A 16,516-nucleotide genomic window follows, 5' to 3' on the forward strand; every position below is an offset into this window, starting at 1 on the left:
CTCATGGGACACCAGGCGACGAGACCCGGAAGCGCTTGGCATCTCCCTCGTCGTCATCTGATTGCGATCGAATTCCTCATGAAAAAAAGTTAACAGAACTGCTGAGGGTTTACAAGTAATTTGTGGGTAATTGAAAGCTCACGAGCAACGTCTTGACCAATTTCGGTTCGTAGCAAATACGGGATTTAGCGCGAAGCGGTGCCGAGTTGTTCGGTCACATTCCAGGGCAGGAAATCATTGATTTGATTGATGGGATAGTCGGCAATGTGCGTGAGTACATGGCGCAGGTAGGCTTCTGGATCGATGCCGTTCAGTTTGGCGGTGCCGATCAGCGCGTACATGGCGGCAGCGCGCTCGCCGCCGCTGTCGGCACCTACGAACAAGAAATTTTTTCGTCCCAGAGCGACGCCGCGCAGAGCACGTTCAGCCGCATTGTTATCGATCTCGGCAATGCCGTGGTCGCAGTACAGCAGCAATGCCTGCCACTGGTTGAGTGCGTAATTGATGGCTTTGGTCGTGTCAGACTTGGCCGACAGGGTCGGCAAGCGCGCACGTAGCCACGCTTCGAAGTCCACTAGCAAGGGCAGCGTCTGGGCTTGCCGGACTTGCCGGTGCACATCCGGCGGCTTGCCGCGCAGCGGCTCCTCAATTTTGTATAGCTCACCGATCCGGCGCAGCACCTCGGTTGTAAACGTCGTTGGATGAACGACATGGAGATCATGGAATTTACGCCGGGTGTGCGCCCAGCAAGCGGCTTCCTGCACTCGTCCGGTATCGTAAATGGCATCGAACCCTGCGTAGGCATCGGCTTGAAGGATGCCGTGAAATCCGGCGAGATGGGTTTGCGGGTGGATGCCCTTGCGGTCCGGTGTGTAGGCAAACCAGACCGCCGGCGCAACAGTTGAGGCCGCGCTGCGATCATCGCGCACATAGGTCCAGAGCCGGCCAGTCTTGGTTTGGCCGTGACCCGCTGCGAGTACCGGCACCGTCGTGTCATCAGCGTGCAGTTTGGTACCGGCCATCACATGGTTGCGCAGTGCGTCTACCAGAGGAGCCATCAATGCGCTGCAAGCGCCAACCCAGCGGCCCATGCTGGAACGGTCGATCTCGACACCCTGGCGGGCATAGATCACCGACTGCCGATACAACGGTTGATGATCGGCGAATTTCGCTACCAGGATATGCGCCAGCAAACCGGGACCGGCTACACCGCGCAGAATCGGCCGGCTCGCTGCCGGTACTTGCACGATGCGGTCACAGCAGGCGCAGGCTTTCTTGCGCCGGATATGGCGGATCACTTTGAAGGCTGTATTAAGGATTTCCAGCTGCTCGGAGACATCCTCGCCAAGTGGCTTGAGATGACCGCCGCAATCCGGACAGGCGGTCTCGGCCGGCTCCAGAATGCGCTCCTCGCGGGGTAGTTCCGGTGGCAAGGCATGTCGCACCGGACCCTTGGGCTCGGTAGCTGGGCCGGTTGCCGGCGTCACGACAGGTGGAAGTGGCAGTGAATCGACGACGCCTTCTTCGGCTAGCAAGTCCTCCAGCCGGCACTCCAGTTTCGCGATCTGGCGATCGATCTTCTCGGACTTGCGGCCAAATTGCATGCGCTGTAATTTGGCAATGAGTAGTTTGAGCTGCTCGACTTCAACGGCGTGTGACGCCATGACCAGCGCCATTTGATCCATCGCTGCCTGCTGCGCACGCACCATCGCCTTGAGGGCGTCGATGTCGTCGGGCAGGGGCTTGGGAATAGGCAGGTTCGGCATGCGCGGAGTTTACGCAGGTCCGTTGATGTTTACAACACCGATCTGGGTTGCCAAGTGCGTTGCGGCTGTCGCCAGTCGATACCTTCCAGCAGCATCGATAGCTGCGCCGGCGTCAGGCATACCGATCCACTGGTGGCTTGCGGCCATACAAACCGACCCTGTTCGAGCCGCTTAGCCAGCAGGCACAGACCATCCTCAGTGGCCCACAATACTTTGATCGTATCGCCACGGCGGCCACGAAACACGAAGACATGGCCATTGAATGGATCGGCTGCCAATGCAGTTTCTACCTTGGCAGCCAATCCCTGGAAGCCACAGCGCATGTCCGTGATACCGGCGGCGATCCAGATCCGCGTGCTGACAGGCAGGCCGATCATGGGTGGAAGTGACGTAATACCTGCGCCAGGATGGCCGCATCGACCGTCCCTTCCAGGCGCAAGGTGGTGGTCGCCAGTCTGATTTCGATGACGCCAGACTGGATGGTTTGTCGGTGCCCCCGTATCGCCTTCGGCGCGATGGTATTAACTGGTACCGGTACCGCAACAGGTGCCACATCATTGGTGGCAGGCGTGACGTGGACTTCCATGAATGTTGACGGCGCAGTTTCTCGTGTGCCGACTTCGCCGGCGAGATACTCACGCCGCCATTTGTGCAGCATATTGGCGTTGATCTCATTGTCCAAGGCTAGACGAGCCACAGACACGCCGGGCGCGCAAGCGGCTATCGCCAGCTGCTTCTTGAAATCAATCGGGTAATTACGACGGCCTTTGCGGCTGCCGGATTGGATGGTTGTGTTCAAAGTGGTCCCCACTACTATTTGGTGGACACCACTTTGGCGGGTCACTGGTCTGCTGTACAGACGTCCCTGATGAGGCGCTTACCGCTTGACCCTGCTCATGCCGTGATGACCATCGTTCCGGTCCGGCGACACATCACCTGTCACTCATTTACGCAGGAATCCTTATGGTTCCCCACGACGGCGCGCGCGAATTCAAGGCGCTGTGTCCGCATAGCGAATTCGTCAACGTCAGCGCGGCAGGGCATATGGTCGCGGGTGACCGTAACGACGTGTTCGGTCAGGTGATGCTGGACTTTTTGCGGCGCACGGTACCGGTCACCTGAGTGCTGGCGGGGTCTTCTGGTCGCTGCAGTTTTGCATCAAGCCGCGCCGACACTCACACTAACTAAGCACTTGTCGGAAAATCGGCGGCTCTCGCTTAGAGCCCCTATTTGGCAACCATGGCCCGCCGCACGACCTTCTGCGCAGCGGCCTGGGTGACAGAGCCAGCCAGAGTTCCATAGTGTGACCCCCAGGCACCGGAAGCGCTTGGGCTGCGCGTGTTCAGGAATACGTCCACTACTTCCTGGGTGCTGTGACGCAGCAGTTCGGCGCCCTGCAGGACTCGCGCCACCGCCTCCGTCATTGGACGAGCGAAGAACTCATCGCCCACTGCCTCACGCACTAGGCGCTTGGTATGCTGGATCAAGGCATCGAAGCGGGCGTCCTGACCAGCGAGTGCCTTGACTTCGTCGAACAGGGCGTCGATCGTGCGGGAATCCTTGATCATGGCGCGGCGAACGTCCATACACATCATGTTGGCCGTACCCTCCCACACGCTGTTGAGCGGCGATTCGCGGTATAAGCGCGCCATCGGGTTTTCTTCGATGAAACCATTGCCGCCTTGACACTGCAATGCCTCGTAGGCAATGGACGGGGCACGCGAGCAGTTAAAGAATTTTGCCGTCGGTGTGGCCACACGGGCTAGCAACTTTTCGTGCTCGCTAGTCACCATCAGATCGGTAGCCTTGGCCACACGCAGGGCCATGAGCGTGGCCGCTTCGACTTCTACGGCCATGTCCGCCAGCACGTTTATCATCATCGGACGGTCCGCAATTGTCGTACCAAAGGCGTTACGGGTCGTAGTGTGCTGCATTGCCAACGTCAATGACTGGCGCATCAGACCGGCAGAGCCGATCGCAAAATCCAGTCGCGTCAGGTGTGCGTGGGACAGGATTTCGCGGATGCCGCGGCCCTCTTCGCCGACGCGGATAGCCAATGTACCGGCGTACTCCACTTCGCTGGAGGCATTAGACTTGTTTCCAGCCTTATCCTTGAGTCGTTGCACGAAAAAACGGTTGTAGCTGCCATCGGGCAGCGTTCGTGGGAGAAAAAAGCAGGTCACTTCACCAGCGACCTTGGCGAGCGTAAAGAAACCATCGGACTGCGGCACGGAGCAGAACCACTTGTGACCGGTCAACTCGTACCAGTGCGCCCTTGCACCGTGATAGTCCCCTGAATGGGCGTAGTGTGCAATCGTCTGTGTCTCGCGCAAGTCAGAGCCCCCTTGCTTCTCGGTCATTGCGTACCCGATCACCACTGACGGTTTGTCACTCACTTCACGGCGGCTGAATTCGTATGTTGTACCTTTCGACTTTTCCGCCCAAATAGCAAGTGCTGGCTCGGCTTCAAAGCCAGCATAAGACGCGTAGGCCATACCTGTTGGACATGCAGTCCCTTGCTCGACCTGGTTCCAGAGATACGACAGCACTGCGCGTGCGAAGTGACCGTTTTTCTCCGTAGTACGCCAAGCAAGGTTGGGAACTTCATGCTTCCACGCCAGCGTCATCAGCTCGTGCCAACTTGGATGGAAATCGACCCAGTCAATGCGATTGCCAAAACGGTCATGCGTCTTGAGTTCAGGCGTGTGACGGTTGGCCAGGCGCGCCAGTTCCTGCACATTCTCGTCTCCAACGAGTGCGCCAAGAGCTTTACAGCGGTCTGCTGCCCATGTGGCTTCGCGATCGATGGCCGCGCGGATCACCGCGTCTCCCGTGAACGCATTGAAACCGCTGGCGGGCAGCGCTTGATTAACGACCTTGTGCGTGGTGTAGAGATCGGGGGAGGCTGTGAGGATGTCGGGCGAAATAGATGTGTTCATGAATGTCTCCAAGTAAACTATCGCGTTGGGCCTGAGGAAACAGCGACGCTGGCGCAGGCTAACAGGGCGATCTGATCGGCCAGGATGGCCACTTCATGCCGGTAAATATCCGTCGCATTGTTTTGCTGGCGACTCAGCGGCGATAGCGGGCCAATCAGCCCCTCCATGAACCCGCCCACAATGACCGACGCGGCGATGTCGGACTGGACGTCAGATCGCATTTCGTCTGCCAACTGCCCAGAGGTGATGATGGAACGCACCACCTCGCTGATGGCGGCGCGGTATGTCATGCGGGCCTCGTCGATCTCTCTGTCGCACGGCTCGGCAATCAGCGCATAGGCCAGGCGCGGGTTGCGCATGGCTCGCCGCACGAATGTCCCCACCGCAGCATGCAGCCGAACAATGGCCGTACCATCCGACTTCGCTATCTCGGTCAGCACATCGACTTCGCGCTGGGACACCGCCGACAATACCTCGGCGAAAAGTTCTGCCTTGGACGGGAAGTATCGGTATACCGTACCTGTGGCTATACCAGCAGCAGCAGCGACACTCGCAACCTGCGCCTCCCTCCAGCCGCCTTCACTCACAAGAGTACGGGCTGAATCCAAGATGCGACTGCGATTGTCCTGCAGGCGCGCTTCAACTGCGGGTGTTTGACGATAGGCCATAGAAGAAATGAATTCATATTCAACAATAGAATGAATATTAGTTCATTCTTTTTTCTTGTGCAAGCGCATTCAAACCACTGATAATTGGGCTTGCGCCCCCTGTAAGTGACTGCTTTTAAACCGGTCTCCTTGTGACAACGTCCATATCGTCAAACTGTATTCACTTTTATTTTTTAACAAAGATTTACTTTGATTGACGACAACGTCATTAGCTTGTCTCGGGCATTTTGGCCCCAAAAAGCGTACCGAGCTTTTCGGCCGCTAGTGCCATTTCCGGCTTGTAAAGTATCAAATCGGTTAGGCACGCCCTTGCGGTTGCCGAATGGCACACCAGTGCGGCCACCATTTTTCCACTGTCGACACAGACTGGGACAGCAATGCCAACCATGCCGCGCACAAACTCCTCGTCATCAAGACCAATCCCGAGCGCGCCCAGGCGGTCAAGCTCCAGACTTAATAGGCGCTGGTCGGTCAATGTACGCGGTGTCATTTGAGTCAGACGTAGTCGGCCAAGCGCGTCGAGGCGGTCCAGTTGGCTCAGGCTGGCGAGAAAGAGTTTGCCGCCGGCAGTGCAATGAAGCGGTAATCGGGTTCCCGGTTCGATGTGCATCCGCAGTGGTTCGGCAGTTTCGATACGCTCGATGTACATCACGTGATCACCGTCGAGCACGGTCAGGTTGCACGTCTCGCCCAACACCTGCACCAGTGTGCCTAGGATCGCCCGACAACTGCGCCTGAAAGTGCTATTGCCGAGAGTCTTGGTTGCTAGCTGGGTTGCTCGAGGTCCTGGAATATAGCCACGCACGCCGGGAATTTCACTGAGATAGTCATTTGCCACGAGCACATCCAGCAGTCGAGCCAGGGTCGCTTTTGGAATCGCCACGCGGAGTGCCAGCTGGGACATTGACACTGGCTGGTTCGCTGCCGCCACCCGTTCAAGTACCGTCAGCACTCTAAGCGCCCGTAAGTCCAGTAACGCTGATTTATCGCCGTCCATTTTCTTCTTCTCATTTTTCATAATCAACCCCGAATGCTTATGTTTAATTGTGGCTCTGGCACCAGCATTCGCGCTTAATTAGTCTTTGAATCCTTCTGGAGAAATTTGACTATTTGAGGCAAAAACCTTCAATTTTGAACCAATTATCTGTCTTTCATAAAAATCTACTTGTTCATTAAAGGGGGAGCTTGTATCCATAGATATCTTAATACAAGTGACCACGATGCGGCTGCCTGAAGTGGGAGGTGTAGCACAGCGCTGGGACTACGGGAGACACGCAATATGCCTAACTTTGACTTTGTGATTGTCGGCGCAGGTTCGGCCGGCTGTGTGCTGGCAAACCGCCTCAGCGAAAGCGGAAAATATTCGGTCTGCTTGCTTGAAGCAGGTCCCTCCGACCGTTACGGCTGGATTCATCTTCCGATTGGCTATGCCAAGACGATGTTCCACAAAACCTATAACTGGGGCTTTTATACCGAGCCCGAGCCGAATCTGGACAACCGTAAAATCTACTGGCCGCGCGGACGCACTCTCGGCGGCTCGAGTTCGATCAACGGCCTAGTTTATATTCGCGGTCAACAGCGTGACTATGACGAATGGGCGGCCCTGGGAAATCCCGGGTGGGGCTGGAATGACTGCCTGCCGTATTTCAAGCGACTCGAACACAATGACCTTGGCGCATCGGCCACCACTGGTGTGGACGGGCCGCTTTGGGCCACCACTATTCCAGGCAAGAATAAGCTCGTCGATGCCTTCATCGGCGCGTCCCAAAAAAATGGGGTGCCGCTGGTCTCGGATTTCAATAGCGGCCCGCAGGAGGGCGTCGGCTACTACCAGCTGACGACCCGCAGGGGCCTGCGCTGCTCGACTGCGGTGGCTTATCTGAATCCGGCGCGCAAACACCCGAGCCTTCACATTGAAACCGACGCGCAGGCGACCCGCATTCTGTTCGAGGGTAGCCTCGCGGTCGGTGTCGCCTACCGGCAGGGCGGTACCTTGCACGAAGTGCGAGCCACCCGTGAAGTGCTGCTGTGTGCCGGGGCACTACAGTCGCCCCAGTTGCTGCAACTGTCCGGTATCGGGCCGACGGCCCTGTTACAGAAATTCGGTATTCCAGTTTTGCGCGACGTGCCGGGTGTGGGCGCAAATCTACAAGACCATCTGCAGGTTCGTCTGATGTATGAAGTGAGCGAAAAAATCACCATCAACGATGAGCTCAACTCTCTTTGGGGCAAGGCAAAGATGGGACTGCAGTGGGCCGCCACCCGCAGCGGACCACTGGCAATTGGCATCAATCTGGCAGGCATGTTTTGTCGCGCGCTGCCGGAAGAAAATGCCACGCCTGATACACAATTTCATTTTGCGACGGTATCAGCCGAACAGGCAGCCGGAAAAGTACATTCTTTTTCGGGTTGTACCTATTCGGTCTGTCAGTTGCGTCCGGACGCCAGGGGACATGTGACGATTCGCTCCAACGATCCGTTTGAGGCACCAGCAATCCAGCCAAATTATCTGTCCACCGAGCGCGACTGCCGCACGACGGTCGCTGGTGTCCGTTTTGCGCAGCGGGTGGCCGCAACGGCTCCCATGAAACAGTACATGAAACGACCCTACCGGCCGCAGTCTGACGTGCAATCGGATGACGAGATACTTGCCTTCTGTCGACAGTACGGGACGACGATCTTTCACCCGTCCGGCACCGCTCGCATGGGCCCGGCGTCGGATCCGACTGCGGTCGTCGATGCTCGGTTACGGGTTCATGGCATCGCCGGGTTGCGGGTGGTCGATTGTTCGATCATGCCAACCCTAGTGTCAGGTAATACCAATGTTCCGACGGTCATGATCGCTGAAAAAGCCGCTGACATGATCCTCGAAGATGCGCGCAGTTCAGGTGCTGGACGCATCGTTGTCGATAGCCGCGTAGGGCAGCCTGCAAGCAATGCCGTCGCGACCGAAGGAGCATTGGCATTGAGAAAAATTTAAGCGTACTTGCAACATCCGGAGCGACCGGGAAAAGCGCAACCGGCGGAAGATACCGTCGGCATTCATAAGAAATCAAAGCATCGGAGACAGTCATTATGACAACTGATAAAAAAACCCTGCGCCGGGTGGCAATGGCGAGCATCATCGGAGCCACCATCGAGTGGTACGACTTTTTCCTGTACGGCGTGGTCGCGGGGATCGTTCTCAACAAACTTTATTTCCCGACAGGTGACCCGGCCACTTCCATCATGCTCGCCTATGCGACTTTTGCGGTTGGCTTCATGGCACGGCCACTTGGGGGCATCATCTTTGGTCATTTCGGCGACCGAGTAGGACGCAAAAGCGTACTGGTCATTACCCTGATGATCATGGGGGTGTCGACGGTGGCGATCGGCTTGATACCGACATTCGACCAAATTGGGTATTGGGCGCCTGCCTTGCTGCTACTGTTTCGGATTATCCAGGGCATTGGCCTAGGTGGTGAATGGGGTGGTGCGGTACTGCTGGCCTACGAGTACGCACCGGCGAACCAACGCGGTTTTTACACAAGCCTGCCACAGATTGGTCTGTCGCTCGGAGTTCTGCTTTCAGCTGGCTTCGTCGCGGGCATGTCGTCGATACTGACGGACGCGCAGTTCATGGCGTGGGGCTGGCGTGTGGGCTTTATCCTGTCGTTCGTGCTGGTGCTCTTCGGCCTATGGATTCGCCTTGCAGTCATGGAAACTCCTGAGTTTGCAAAACTGAAGAAAACTCACGGTCAAGCCAAGCTGCCGCTGGCCGATATGTTCAAACGCTTTCCGGGCAATATTATGCTTGGCCTCGGCGCACGTCATATCGATGGGGTGTTTTTCAACATCTTCAGCGTATTTTCTATTAGCTATCTCACCACGACGATCGGCATGACCCGCACCGATGCACTAGTAGGCGTGATGGTGGGCGCGGTGGTATTGACGGTCTTTATCCCGATTTTTGGCCGTCTCTCTGACAAACTGGGGCGGCCACTTCTTTACACTTGGGCAGCGGTTCTGACCGGGTTGAGCTGCTTTCCTGCATTTTGGTTCATGTCCCATGCCGACGGTAATAATGTCCTGATCTGGGCCGCGATTGCGATCCCGTTCGGCATTATTTATGCAGCGGTTTACGGGACTGTTGGCGTCTTTCTATGCGAGCTGTTCGATGCCCCTGTGCGTTATACCGGCATCTCGTTTGTCTACCAGGTTTCCAGCGTGACAGCCGGTGGACTCACCCCGATCATTGCCACCATCCTGCTGACTTACAACAACGGCCAACCCTGGCTGATCTGTACCTACGTACTTGCCTCGAGCATCCTGTCCTCGCTGTGTGCATACGCCATCCTGCGGCGTGCCAATGCCGCTGCAGCTGCCGGAGTTGAACATTTTGGTGATATCGGCGCTGCCCCCTTGCCGACTGATACAAGTCGAGTACGCCATGCGGTGCGCGCTTGACAAGCTGGTTAATTTTGAAAGGAAAATAAATGATAGAGCATGCAAAACACTCAGTTCCGGCCTCGGTCTTCGTGAGCGCATTCAAGCGTTGCGGCATTGACTTCATTACTACAGTGCCGGACATGCTGCAGATCGCTCTGCATCAGGCTCTGGAAGATCCGGTACATGGAATCCGCACAATCAATTGCACTACTGAAGATCAGGCCATTGAAACCGCAGCAGGTCTTTATGCCGGCGGGCGCAACGCTGCCGTGCTGGTACAGAATCAGGGCTTCTATGCGGGCATCAACAGCGTGCGGGCACTGGGTCTGGACTCTGGCGTGCCGCTGTTTTTCATCATTGGACAATTCGGTCGCGAATTCGCCAATCTCGGTGCCGATCCATTGCAATCAAAACGACGCATGGTCCGCATGCTTGAACCCTTGCTCGATACCTTGGAAATACCTTATTGGCGCCTGGAAGGGCCAGCCGATAGTGCCAACATTGAACGGGCATGGCACGCGTCGCGCGAGCGCAAGGGACCAGCGGCGCTACTGGTCGGTCACTTTATTGGATTTTAAATGACCGCTAAAAGCGTATCCAACACGACGATTAACGACATAAAGGATTAACAATGATGATGACACTGGATGTCTGCAAGGTGCTTGCAGACGTACGCGAGGACGCGGTCGTGGTGTGCACGATGGGAGCAATGAATGCCTTCGACAAACTGCCGGCAAATCCACTGACGGTGGCTTGCGTTCCCCTGATGGGTGGTGCTGCTTCGATCGGGTTGGGACTGGCGCTGGCCCGAACCGAACGGAAAGTGTTCGTGGTCGATGGCGACGCGAGTCTGCTCATGGAGTTGGGTGGCCTGGTTGCCGTAGCGCAGGCAGCACCTGCAAACTTCTTTCATTTTCTGGTCAATAACGGGATTCAGTTTGCGGGCCTGGGCAACCTCGCCACGCCTGGTCACGCAAACGTGGACTTCCCGGCACTCGCTCGAGCTGCTGGCTATCGTGCCTGCTACCAGTTCAAGACGATTGAAGAATTTCAGGCTGCTATCGCGACGATTCTGGCGGGTGCAGCACCCGCGTTCATTGAACTGGTGGTGGGCTACGATCAGCCAGCACTTGGCGTCGCCAATCCCGCCGTAGAAATGACCGATGCTCGCTTTACCCGCATGGGCGACGAAATCCGAGAGATCCGAGCCCAGCTCGGTGTGGTTGAAGTCTTTCCGTAAAAGCTATGTAGGGTTGGATGGCTTTCACCTTTGTTGCAGGCGTCGCGATTTCTGACCCGTCTGCCGTGAGTACCCGTATCGGTGGCTGCATGGCAGCCTTCTTTTTTAACTTTGTTGACAAGCGTTTAGCGCATTGCTAATCTCGCCTGTCTCTACTTGTATTAAGTCGTATTAATACCGATTAAGAATATCTTTTGATGGGCCAATAAATTTACATTGAGCTGCATGCCGCTGATATGAACAAAAGAACCTCACTTTGGATCGTAGGGGTCTGAGCCCAACGCCGCGAGATCTTTCTGCCACCGATCGATTTCATTTTCGGAACTCAACAAAGCCCGCAGGACGTTTCAAGAGTGGTTTTTGAGCGCGTTGCACATCGTTTCACCCCCTGGTGCCGCATAGATGCTCAACTTTAATAGTCACAAAGGATCCTTTTTTGAGCCTTGAAAGTATAAATCAAAGATTCCGCGGGGTTGGGCGCAGAACCCCGGCCACTGTCAGTGGCGTTAAAAATATTGCAAAGGATTAAATATGCATCTCAATGAAGAAGAGCAAGCCATGCTTGCCGGCGAGGCAGGGGAGGTCGTACGGATCGCCATGCAACACCAGATTATGGTCGGGGATTTTTTCGGCGCACGCGACTTTGTGGCCGTCACACAAGCGCATGTCATGGCCGACACCGAGAGTTTGGGGCAGGCCGGTGTCATGTGGCTCGAGCGCTTATGCGATGTAAGGGATGAGCTACACCGCGTGCGAATACCGACCATCACTGATCCGCGTGGGACGGATTTCACCAGGGCTGACGATCTGGGCCAACAGTCGTGGATGCTGGAACTGGAACGGCGCGCGATCGACGCGCTGGTTAAGCTTGGCGTAAGCATGACGGATACCTGTATCAATTACCAAACGGTGCTTGCTGCAACGCGTGGGGAACATGTCGCCTTTGGCGATACCGGCGTTGTGATTTACTCCAACTCCATCAACGGTGCGCGTTCGAATTTTGAGGGAGGACCTTCGGCTTTGTCTGCTGGGTTGACCGGACGCACGCCGCGTTATGGCTTTCACCTTGATGCGCAGCGCCAGGCGAGTCTGCGTATTCATGTCGACCTCGTGCCTAAGACTCTCAACGAATGGGGGGCGCTCGGGGGTGTTATTGGCCGCCTTGCGGGTAATTACTGGGAAGTACCAGTTATCGAGGGCCTCGACATTGCACCGACGTCGGACGAGCTCAAGCACTTTGGCGCAGCGATGGCGAGTTTCGGATCGGTCGCGCTGTTTCACATCGTGGGTATCACGCCGGAGGCATCGCGGCTCGAGGACGTCGGCGGACACAAGCTGGCCGTACGCCATCGCATTAGTCGTAGCGACATCGATGCGCTGACTAAAAGCTATGCACTAGAGAAGACCGTGGACGTTGTCGTATTTTCCGCGCCGCAACTCAGCATGTATGAGCTGCGTTCATTGGCTGAGCTATGCGATGGACGTCATTTTAAGATCCCGCTGCTGGCCATCACCAGTCCGCAGGTCAAACCGGATGCCGATCGCTTTTGCTTTACCGAACGTATCGAAGCCGCGGGCGGCACTGTTATGTCGGGCATGTGCTTTTACCAGTCGTATGCGCGTGAAATCTCAGAGGCGAAGGGTTGGAAGCGGCTCGCCACCAACAGTGCCAAGCTTGTCAATATACTCGGCGGCTATGGTTATGTGCCGATGCTCACGTCGATGGAAGAATGTGTCAATGCGGCGGTAACGGGAGAATTGAAATGAGTGAACTGGTCCTGACTGCGCGCTATGCGATGGGTAGCAAAGTGTGCTCCGAAGCCCTTGTGGCGAAGGATGGATTTTCGGCACGCTACGATCTTAATCGTCTGCGTGGCGTATTTTCTCGTCCGGCCCACAAATTGGTCGGTCAATCCTATGTCGGTAAGATCCTGATTCTCGATACTGCCAAGGGCGGTGTGGCGAGTGCGTGGATGCTCAATGAAATGCAGTCGCGTGACATGGCGCCGCTGGCTATTGTGTTCAACAGCGTCAACCCGATCCTAGTGCAGGGTGCCGCATTGGGTGGGATCACGATGATGGCCGGATTCGATGCGGACGTGACATCGTTGATTGCCCATGGTGCGCTGGTCGAGATTGATCCGGCAGCCAGGACCTTGCGCGTATTGAGCGGCTCAGACAAGACCGTTGACGGTGACACAGACCGCTTGATAACGGCTGGTGCGTCACAGAAGGTGCGCTTCGTCGCACGGAAATAATTACACCGAGCTGACCCGCGAAGGAATAGCGCTTTGCTTAATTTGGAGGTGGCGTTGGAGTAATATAAGTTAACATAACTTTAATCGCAGGACAGATATTTATGCAGAGCGACTCTCTCCCCATTCGCAGGCAATCGCCGGTGCCGATTTATCTGCAGATTGCCAATCTACTGTTGGAGAAAATCAATGCCGGCCTGTTGCAGCCGGATGACAAGCTTCCATCCGAGATCGAATTGATCAGCCAATATCGGGCCAGTCGGATCACGATCCGCCTGGCGATCAAGCATCTGGTGACACAGGGCGTAGTCGCTTCGCGGCAGGGTAAGGGAACGTATGTACTCGCTCCGACAATCAAGCTCGAACTCGGACAATTCAAGGGATTTTACGAACAAATTAAAATGCAGGGCATCAATCCGGAAACCGAGCTGATAAAGTTCATCATCAATCCGTCCAAGCTGCCGGCGGCAGCGCTTGAACTAGCAGGCACTGGCAAGCACATAGTCGAGTTCGTGAGGTTATACCGAACAGACACCCAAGCATTCGCCGAAGTACACGGCTGGTATGCGACCAACGTGACTCCGGAGCGCGCGATGCTTGAGCGTTATCCAGTATTGGGCGTCATCATCCGCGAATTTGGTAGTGCGATTGCTTCAGCCGAGCTGGGCATCCGGGCAGTCAAGGCGACGGCGAAGCTGGCCCGCAGCCTCGACATCGGTCGCAGCGATCCGGTTCTCCTGTTGCGTCGGGCGTCTTTTTTAAGTAACAAGAAAATGTGTGAGTACGCGGAAATCCACATCCGTGCCGAGCGCTACGAGTTTCGTCTCCATACAGAAGGTCCTCTTTCGGTAACGTCTGCGATCCACCCGCTGGACCGGTCGGTGAGAAAACGTGCAGAAGAATCATCGGGGTCGTCTGGCAGCAAGCGCAAGTCCTCGCAGTCCACCCCTTAGCAAGGTCACCACTATCGATATCCGACAATTTTTTCCGTTCCTGAATTGGCCAAGGCCAACCGCATCTTCCCTGCGACAGGACGCGTGGGCGGGGATCACGGTTGGACTGGTACTTGTGCCACAGGCGGTCGCCTATGCCACCCTGGCTGGCATGCCGCCGCAAACCGGCCTGTACGCAGCTCTTCTGCCGAGCATCATCGGGGCCTTGTGGGGTTCGTCGGCGCTGCTGGCCGTCGGGCCGGTGGCTCTCACGAGCCTGTTGACCTTCGGCTCACTGGCTCCGATGGCGATACCCGGCAGTGCACATTGGGTGACGCTGGCGATCTGGCTGGCGCTATATTCCGGCTGTTTTCAGTTCCTGCTCGGGGCCTTCCGCTTCGGGCGCATTGCCGATATCGTGTCGCAGCCGGTGATCATTGGCTTCATCAATGCGGCGTCACTCATCATCATCACCTCGCAACTGCCGGCCCTGCTAGGGGTTACATTTTCACTTGAGAATTTCATTCACCCGGGTGCCATTTTTGCCGGGGAAGGCATGCTGCTCACGGCAGCATTTGGCCTGACGTCACTGGTTCTGCTTGGCCTGTTCAAACGTTTCATGCCGCGATTCCCCGCCATGCTCGCGGTCACCCTTGTAGGCATTCAGGCGAGTTGGGCAATCGATTATGCGGCGCGCGGCGGCAACATCGTCGGCACCATCACGGCTGGAATGCCGCTGCTGGTTTTGCCTTCGGATATCCCGTTTTCCAGTCACCAGGAATTGTGGCCGGCCGCGCTGATCATTGCCCTCATCAGTTTTACGGAAGCCATGTCGAGTTGCCGCGTGCTGGCGCGCAAGCGCAAGGAGGCATGGCACGAAGACCAGGAATTGATCGGACAGGGGCTGGCGAAAATTGTCAGCGGCCTGTGTGGGGCGTTTCCGGTCAGTGGTTCATTTTCCCGTTCCGCTCTGAATCTTTATGCTGGTGCCACCAGCGCCTGGTCAACGTTGTTTTCTGCAGGATGCGTGGTGGTGTGCCTCCTGTTTTTCGTTGACTTGCTTTATTTTTTGCCGCGCTCAGTGCTGGCGGCCATGATTATCGTGCCGGTGATTGGTTTGCTGGATTGGCGGGCATTTCGTCGCTTGTTGCGCGTCTCTCGTGGTGAAGGATTGATTGCGCTGGCCACTTTTGCCGTGACGCTGTTGTCGACGCCGCGCTTGCACTGGGGCGTGTTTGTTGGTGTCGGCCTGACGATGCTGTCGTTCTTGTACCGACGTGCCCATCCACGACTGATCGAGGTCGGAGAGCATCCCGATGGTACGCTTCGCGACCGGCGGCGGTTTGACATACCGCGGCTGGCACCGGATGTGCTAGCAGTCCGGCTAGACTCGGCGCTCAATTTTCTAACTGCTGCGATGCTCGAGCGTTTCGTCAATGAGCAGATTCGCGAGGATCCGCAGATTGTCCGTGTTCTCGTCTGCGCCGGGTCAATCAACGATATCGATGTCAGCGGGATCGACATCCTGGAAGCAATATCGCGCGGCCTGCATGCAGATGGCAGAACCTTGTATGTGTCTGCCATGAAGAAGCAGGTGTGGGATGTGCTGGGCCGGGCCGGCGTGATTGCGGACATCGGTAGTGAGCATATTTTTTCGACCGACGCTGATGCTATTCGGGCGATGAACTTGACTCCCCATCAATCGAAGTAATTGTGCACGCGCGCCGCCCTCGGCGAGTCATTGTTTTTCTTGTATCTGCGCTTCAGGGGTATGCACTTTTACTTCGCATGCGAGCGAAGTAATGTTGCGAGATTTTTAAAATGGGAAGTAAAAGTAATAAGTTGTCTAAAAATCGACGGAGACCTTCATGGCTTCAAGCCATTCTCAAACCTACTTTACGAATCAGACGGCCATTGAGCGCCCGAAGGGCGCGCAACTCTTTGAGTTGTAGACACCCAAACTAAAGCTGCAGACGAGGCTCTTCGGTCCACTCCAAGTTTGGTTTTGTTACATCCTGTCGAAACTCGACTAATCGGCTAATTTGCGTGAGTATTCTTCAGTACATGGTGGTGCGACCGCAGATTTTTATGCTTTTCACGCAACACAATCTAGATTTTCTGCGTTGCAACATGTGCGTTTTTTAATGTTGTCGCGTTCCAGCCAACATGATTTGATGTAATCAATCGGTTAGCTCATGGTGCGTTGAGCCAGTAGAAACGGAAGGGTGTAGAGATGGGCTAAGCGTGAGGCCCTAATGGGCGGGGATCGCCACCGCGTTCATGCCGAT

General features: G+C 56.1%; 15 protein-coding genes. 9 read left to right on the plus strand and 6 right to left on the minus strand.

Translation table 11 applies throughout. From position 1 onward, the window contains the following. Nucleotides 1–185: 185 nt before the first annotated feature. Genes tnpC through tnpA form a run of 3 tightly spaced genes read right to left on the minus strand, consistent with a single transcriptional unit; the run spans nucleotide 186 to nucleotide 2,565 of the window. On the minus strand, nucleotides 186–1,766 hold the full coding sequence (gene tnpC, locus RHM62_RS09635; protein WP_322125263.1) for an IS66 family transposase: 1,581 nt from the start codon (nucleotides 1,764–1,766) through the stop codon (nucleotides 186–188). A 29-nt stretch (nucleotides 1,767–1,795) separates the two neighbouring features. Beyond that, nucleotides 1,796–2,143: an IS66 family insertion sequence element accessory protein TnpB gene (tnpB, locus tag RHM62_RS09640; protein WP_322125264.1), complete on the minus strand. Its 348-nt coding sequence runs from the start codon at nucleotides 2,141–2,143 to the stop codon at nucleotides 1,796–1,798. After that, a complete protein-coding gene (gene tnpA / locus RHM62_RS09645) occupies nucleotides 2,140–2,565 on the minus strand; it encodes an IS66-like element accessory protein TnpA (protein ID WP_322125265.1) in 426 nt (141 codons plus the stop codon). The genes tnpB and tnpA overlap by 4 nt, the downstream gene beginning before the upstream one ends. A 164-nt stretch (nucleotides 2,566–2,729) precedes the next feature. Here tnpA and RHM62_RS09650 point away from each other — a divergent pair, with 164 nt between their 5' ends. After that, nucleotides 2,730–2,888 (plus strand): hypothetical protein, encoded by a 159-nt coding sequence (locus RHM62_RS09650; RefSeq protein ID WP_322125266.1) that lies wholly within the window; start codon nucleotides 2,730–2,732, stop codon nucleotides 2,886–2,888. Between the two features lie 104 nt (nucleotides 2,889–2,992). Here the strand turns inward: RHM62_RS09650 and RHM62_RS09655 are convergent, their stop codons facing one another. From RHM62_RS09655 to RHM62_RS09665, 3 genes are all read right to left on the minus strand, one after another. Further along, nucleotides 2,993–4,705 carry an acyl-CoA dehydrogenase family protein gene (locus RHM62_RS09655; protein ID WP_322125267.1) on the minus strand — a complete coding sequence of 571 codons (1,713 nt, stop codon included), beginning with the start codon at nucleotides 4,703–4,705 and terminating at the stop codon, nucleotides 2,993–2,995. A gap of 17 nt (nucleotides 4,706–4,722) precedes the next feature. Further along, nucleotides 4,723–5,373: a TetR/AcrR family transcriptional regulator gene (locus RHM62_RS09660; RefSeq protein ID WP_322125268.1), complete on the minus strand. Its 651-nt coding sequence runs from the start codon at nucleotides 5,371–5,373 to the stop codon at nucleotides 4,723–4,725. Nucleotides 5,374–5,581: 208 nt separating this feature from the next. After that, nucleotides 5,582–6,391 (minus strand): IclR family transcriptional regulator, encoded by an 810-nt coding sequence (locus RHM62_RS09665; RefSeq protein ID WP_322125376.1) that lies wholly within the window; start codon nucleotides 6,389–6,391, stop codon nucleotides 5,582–5,584. A 261-nt stretch (nucleotides 6,392–6,652) separates the two neighbouring features. Here RHM62_RS09665 and RHM62_RS09670 point away from each other — a divergent pair, with 261 nt between their 5' ends. From RHM62_RS09670 to RHM62_RS09705, 8 genes are all read left to right on the plus strand, one after another. Further along, nucleotides 6,653–8,353 (plus strand): choline dehydrogenase, encoded by a 1,701-nt coding sequence (locus RHM62_RS09670; protein WP_322125269.1) that lies wholly within the window; start codon nucleotides 6,653–6,655, stop codon nucleotides 8,351–8,353. Between the two features lie 92 nt (nucleotides 8,354–8,445). Beyond that, nucleotides 8,446–9,819, plus strand: a complete 1,374-nt coding sequence (locus RHM62_RS09675; protein ID WP_322125377.1) for an MFS transporter — start codon at nucleotides 8,446–8,448, stop codon at nucleotides 9,817–9,819. Between the two features lie 29 nt (nucleotides 9,820–9,848). Then, nucleotides 9,849–10,379, plus strand: a complete 531-nt coding sequence (locus RHM62_RS09680; RefSeq protein WP_322125270.1) for a thiamine pyrophosphate-binding protein — start codon at nucleotides 9,849–9,851, stop codon at nucleotides 10,377–10,379. Nucleotides 10,380–10,432: 53 nt separating this feature from the next. Further along, a complete protein-coding gene (locus RHM62_RS09685) occupies nucleotides 10,433–11,041 on the plus strand; it encodes a thiamine pyrophosphate-dependent enzyme (RefSeq protein WP_322125271.1) in 609 nt (202 codons plus the stop codon). Between the two features lie 531 nt (nucleotides 11,042–11,572). Further along, nucleotides 11,573–12,808 carry an aconitase X catalytic domain-containing protein gene (locus tag RHM62_RS09690; RefSeq protein WP_322125272.1) on the plus strand — a complete coding sequence of 412 codons (1,236 nt, stop codon included), beginning with the start codon at nucleotides 11,573–11,575 and terminating at the stop codon, nucleotides 12,806–12,808. Further along, on the plus strand, nucleotides 12,805–13,299 hold the full coding sequence (locus RHM62_RS09695; protein ID WP_322125273.1) for an aconitase X swivel domain-containing protein: 495 nt from the start codon (nucleotides 12,805–12,807) through the stop codon (nucleotides 13,297–13,299). Before RHM62_RS09690 ends, RHM62_RS09695 begins: the two co-directional genes overlap by 4 nt. Nucleotides 13,300–13,400: 101 nt before the next feature. Beyond that, nucleotides 13,401–14,249, plus strand: a complete 849-nt coding sequence (locus RHM62_RS09700; RefSeq protein WP_322125274.1) for a GntR family transcriptional regulator — start codon at nucleotides 13,401–13,403, stop codon at nucleotides 14,247–14,249. Between the two features lie 40 nt (nucleotides 14,250–14,289). Then, entirely contained in the window at nucleotides 14,290–15,939 is a 1,650-nt protein-coding gene (locus RHM62_RS09705; RefSeq protein WP_322125378.1) for a SulP family inorganic anion transporter, read from the plus strand. Nucleotides 15,940–16,516 lie beyond the last annotated feature (577 nt).

It is taken from the genome of Actimicrobium sp. CCC2.4, assembly GCF_034347385.1.
Lineage (GTDB): Bacteria > Pseudomonadota > Gammaproteobacteria > Burkholderiales > Burkholderiaceae_D > Actimicrobium.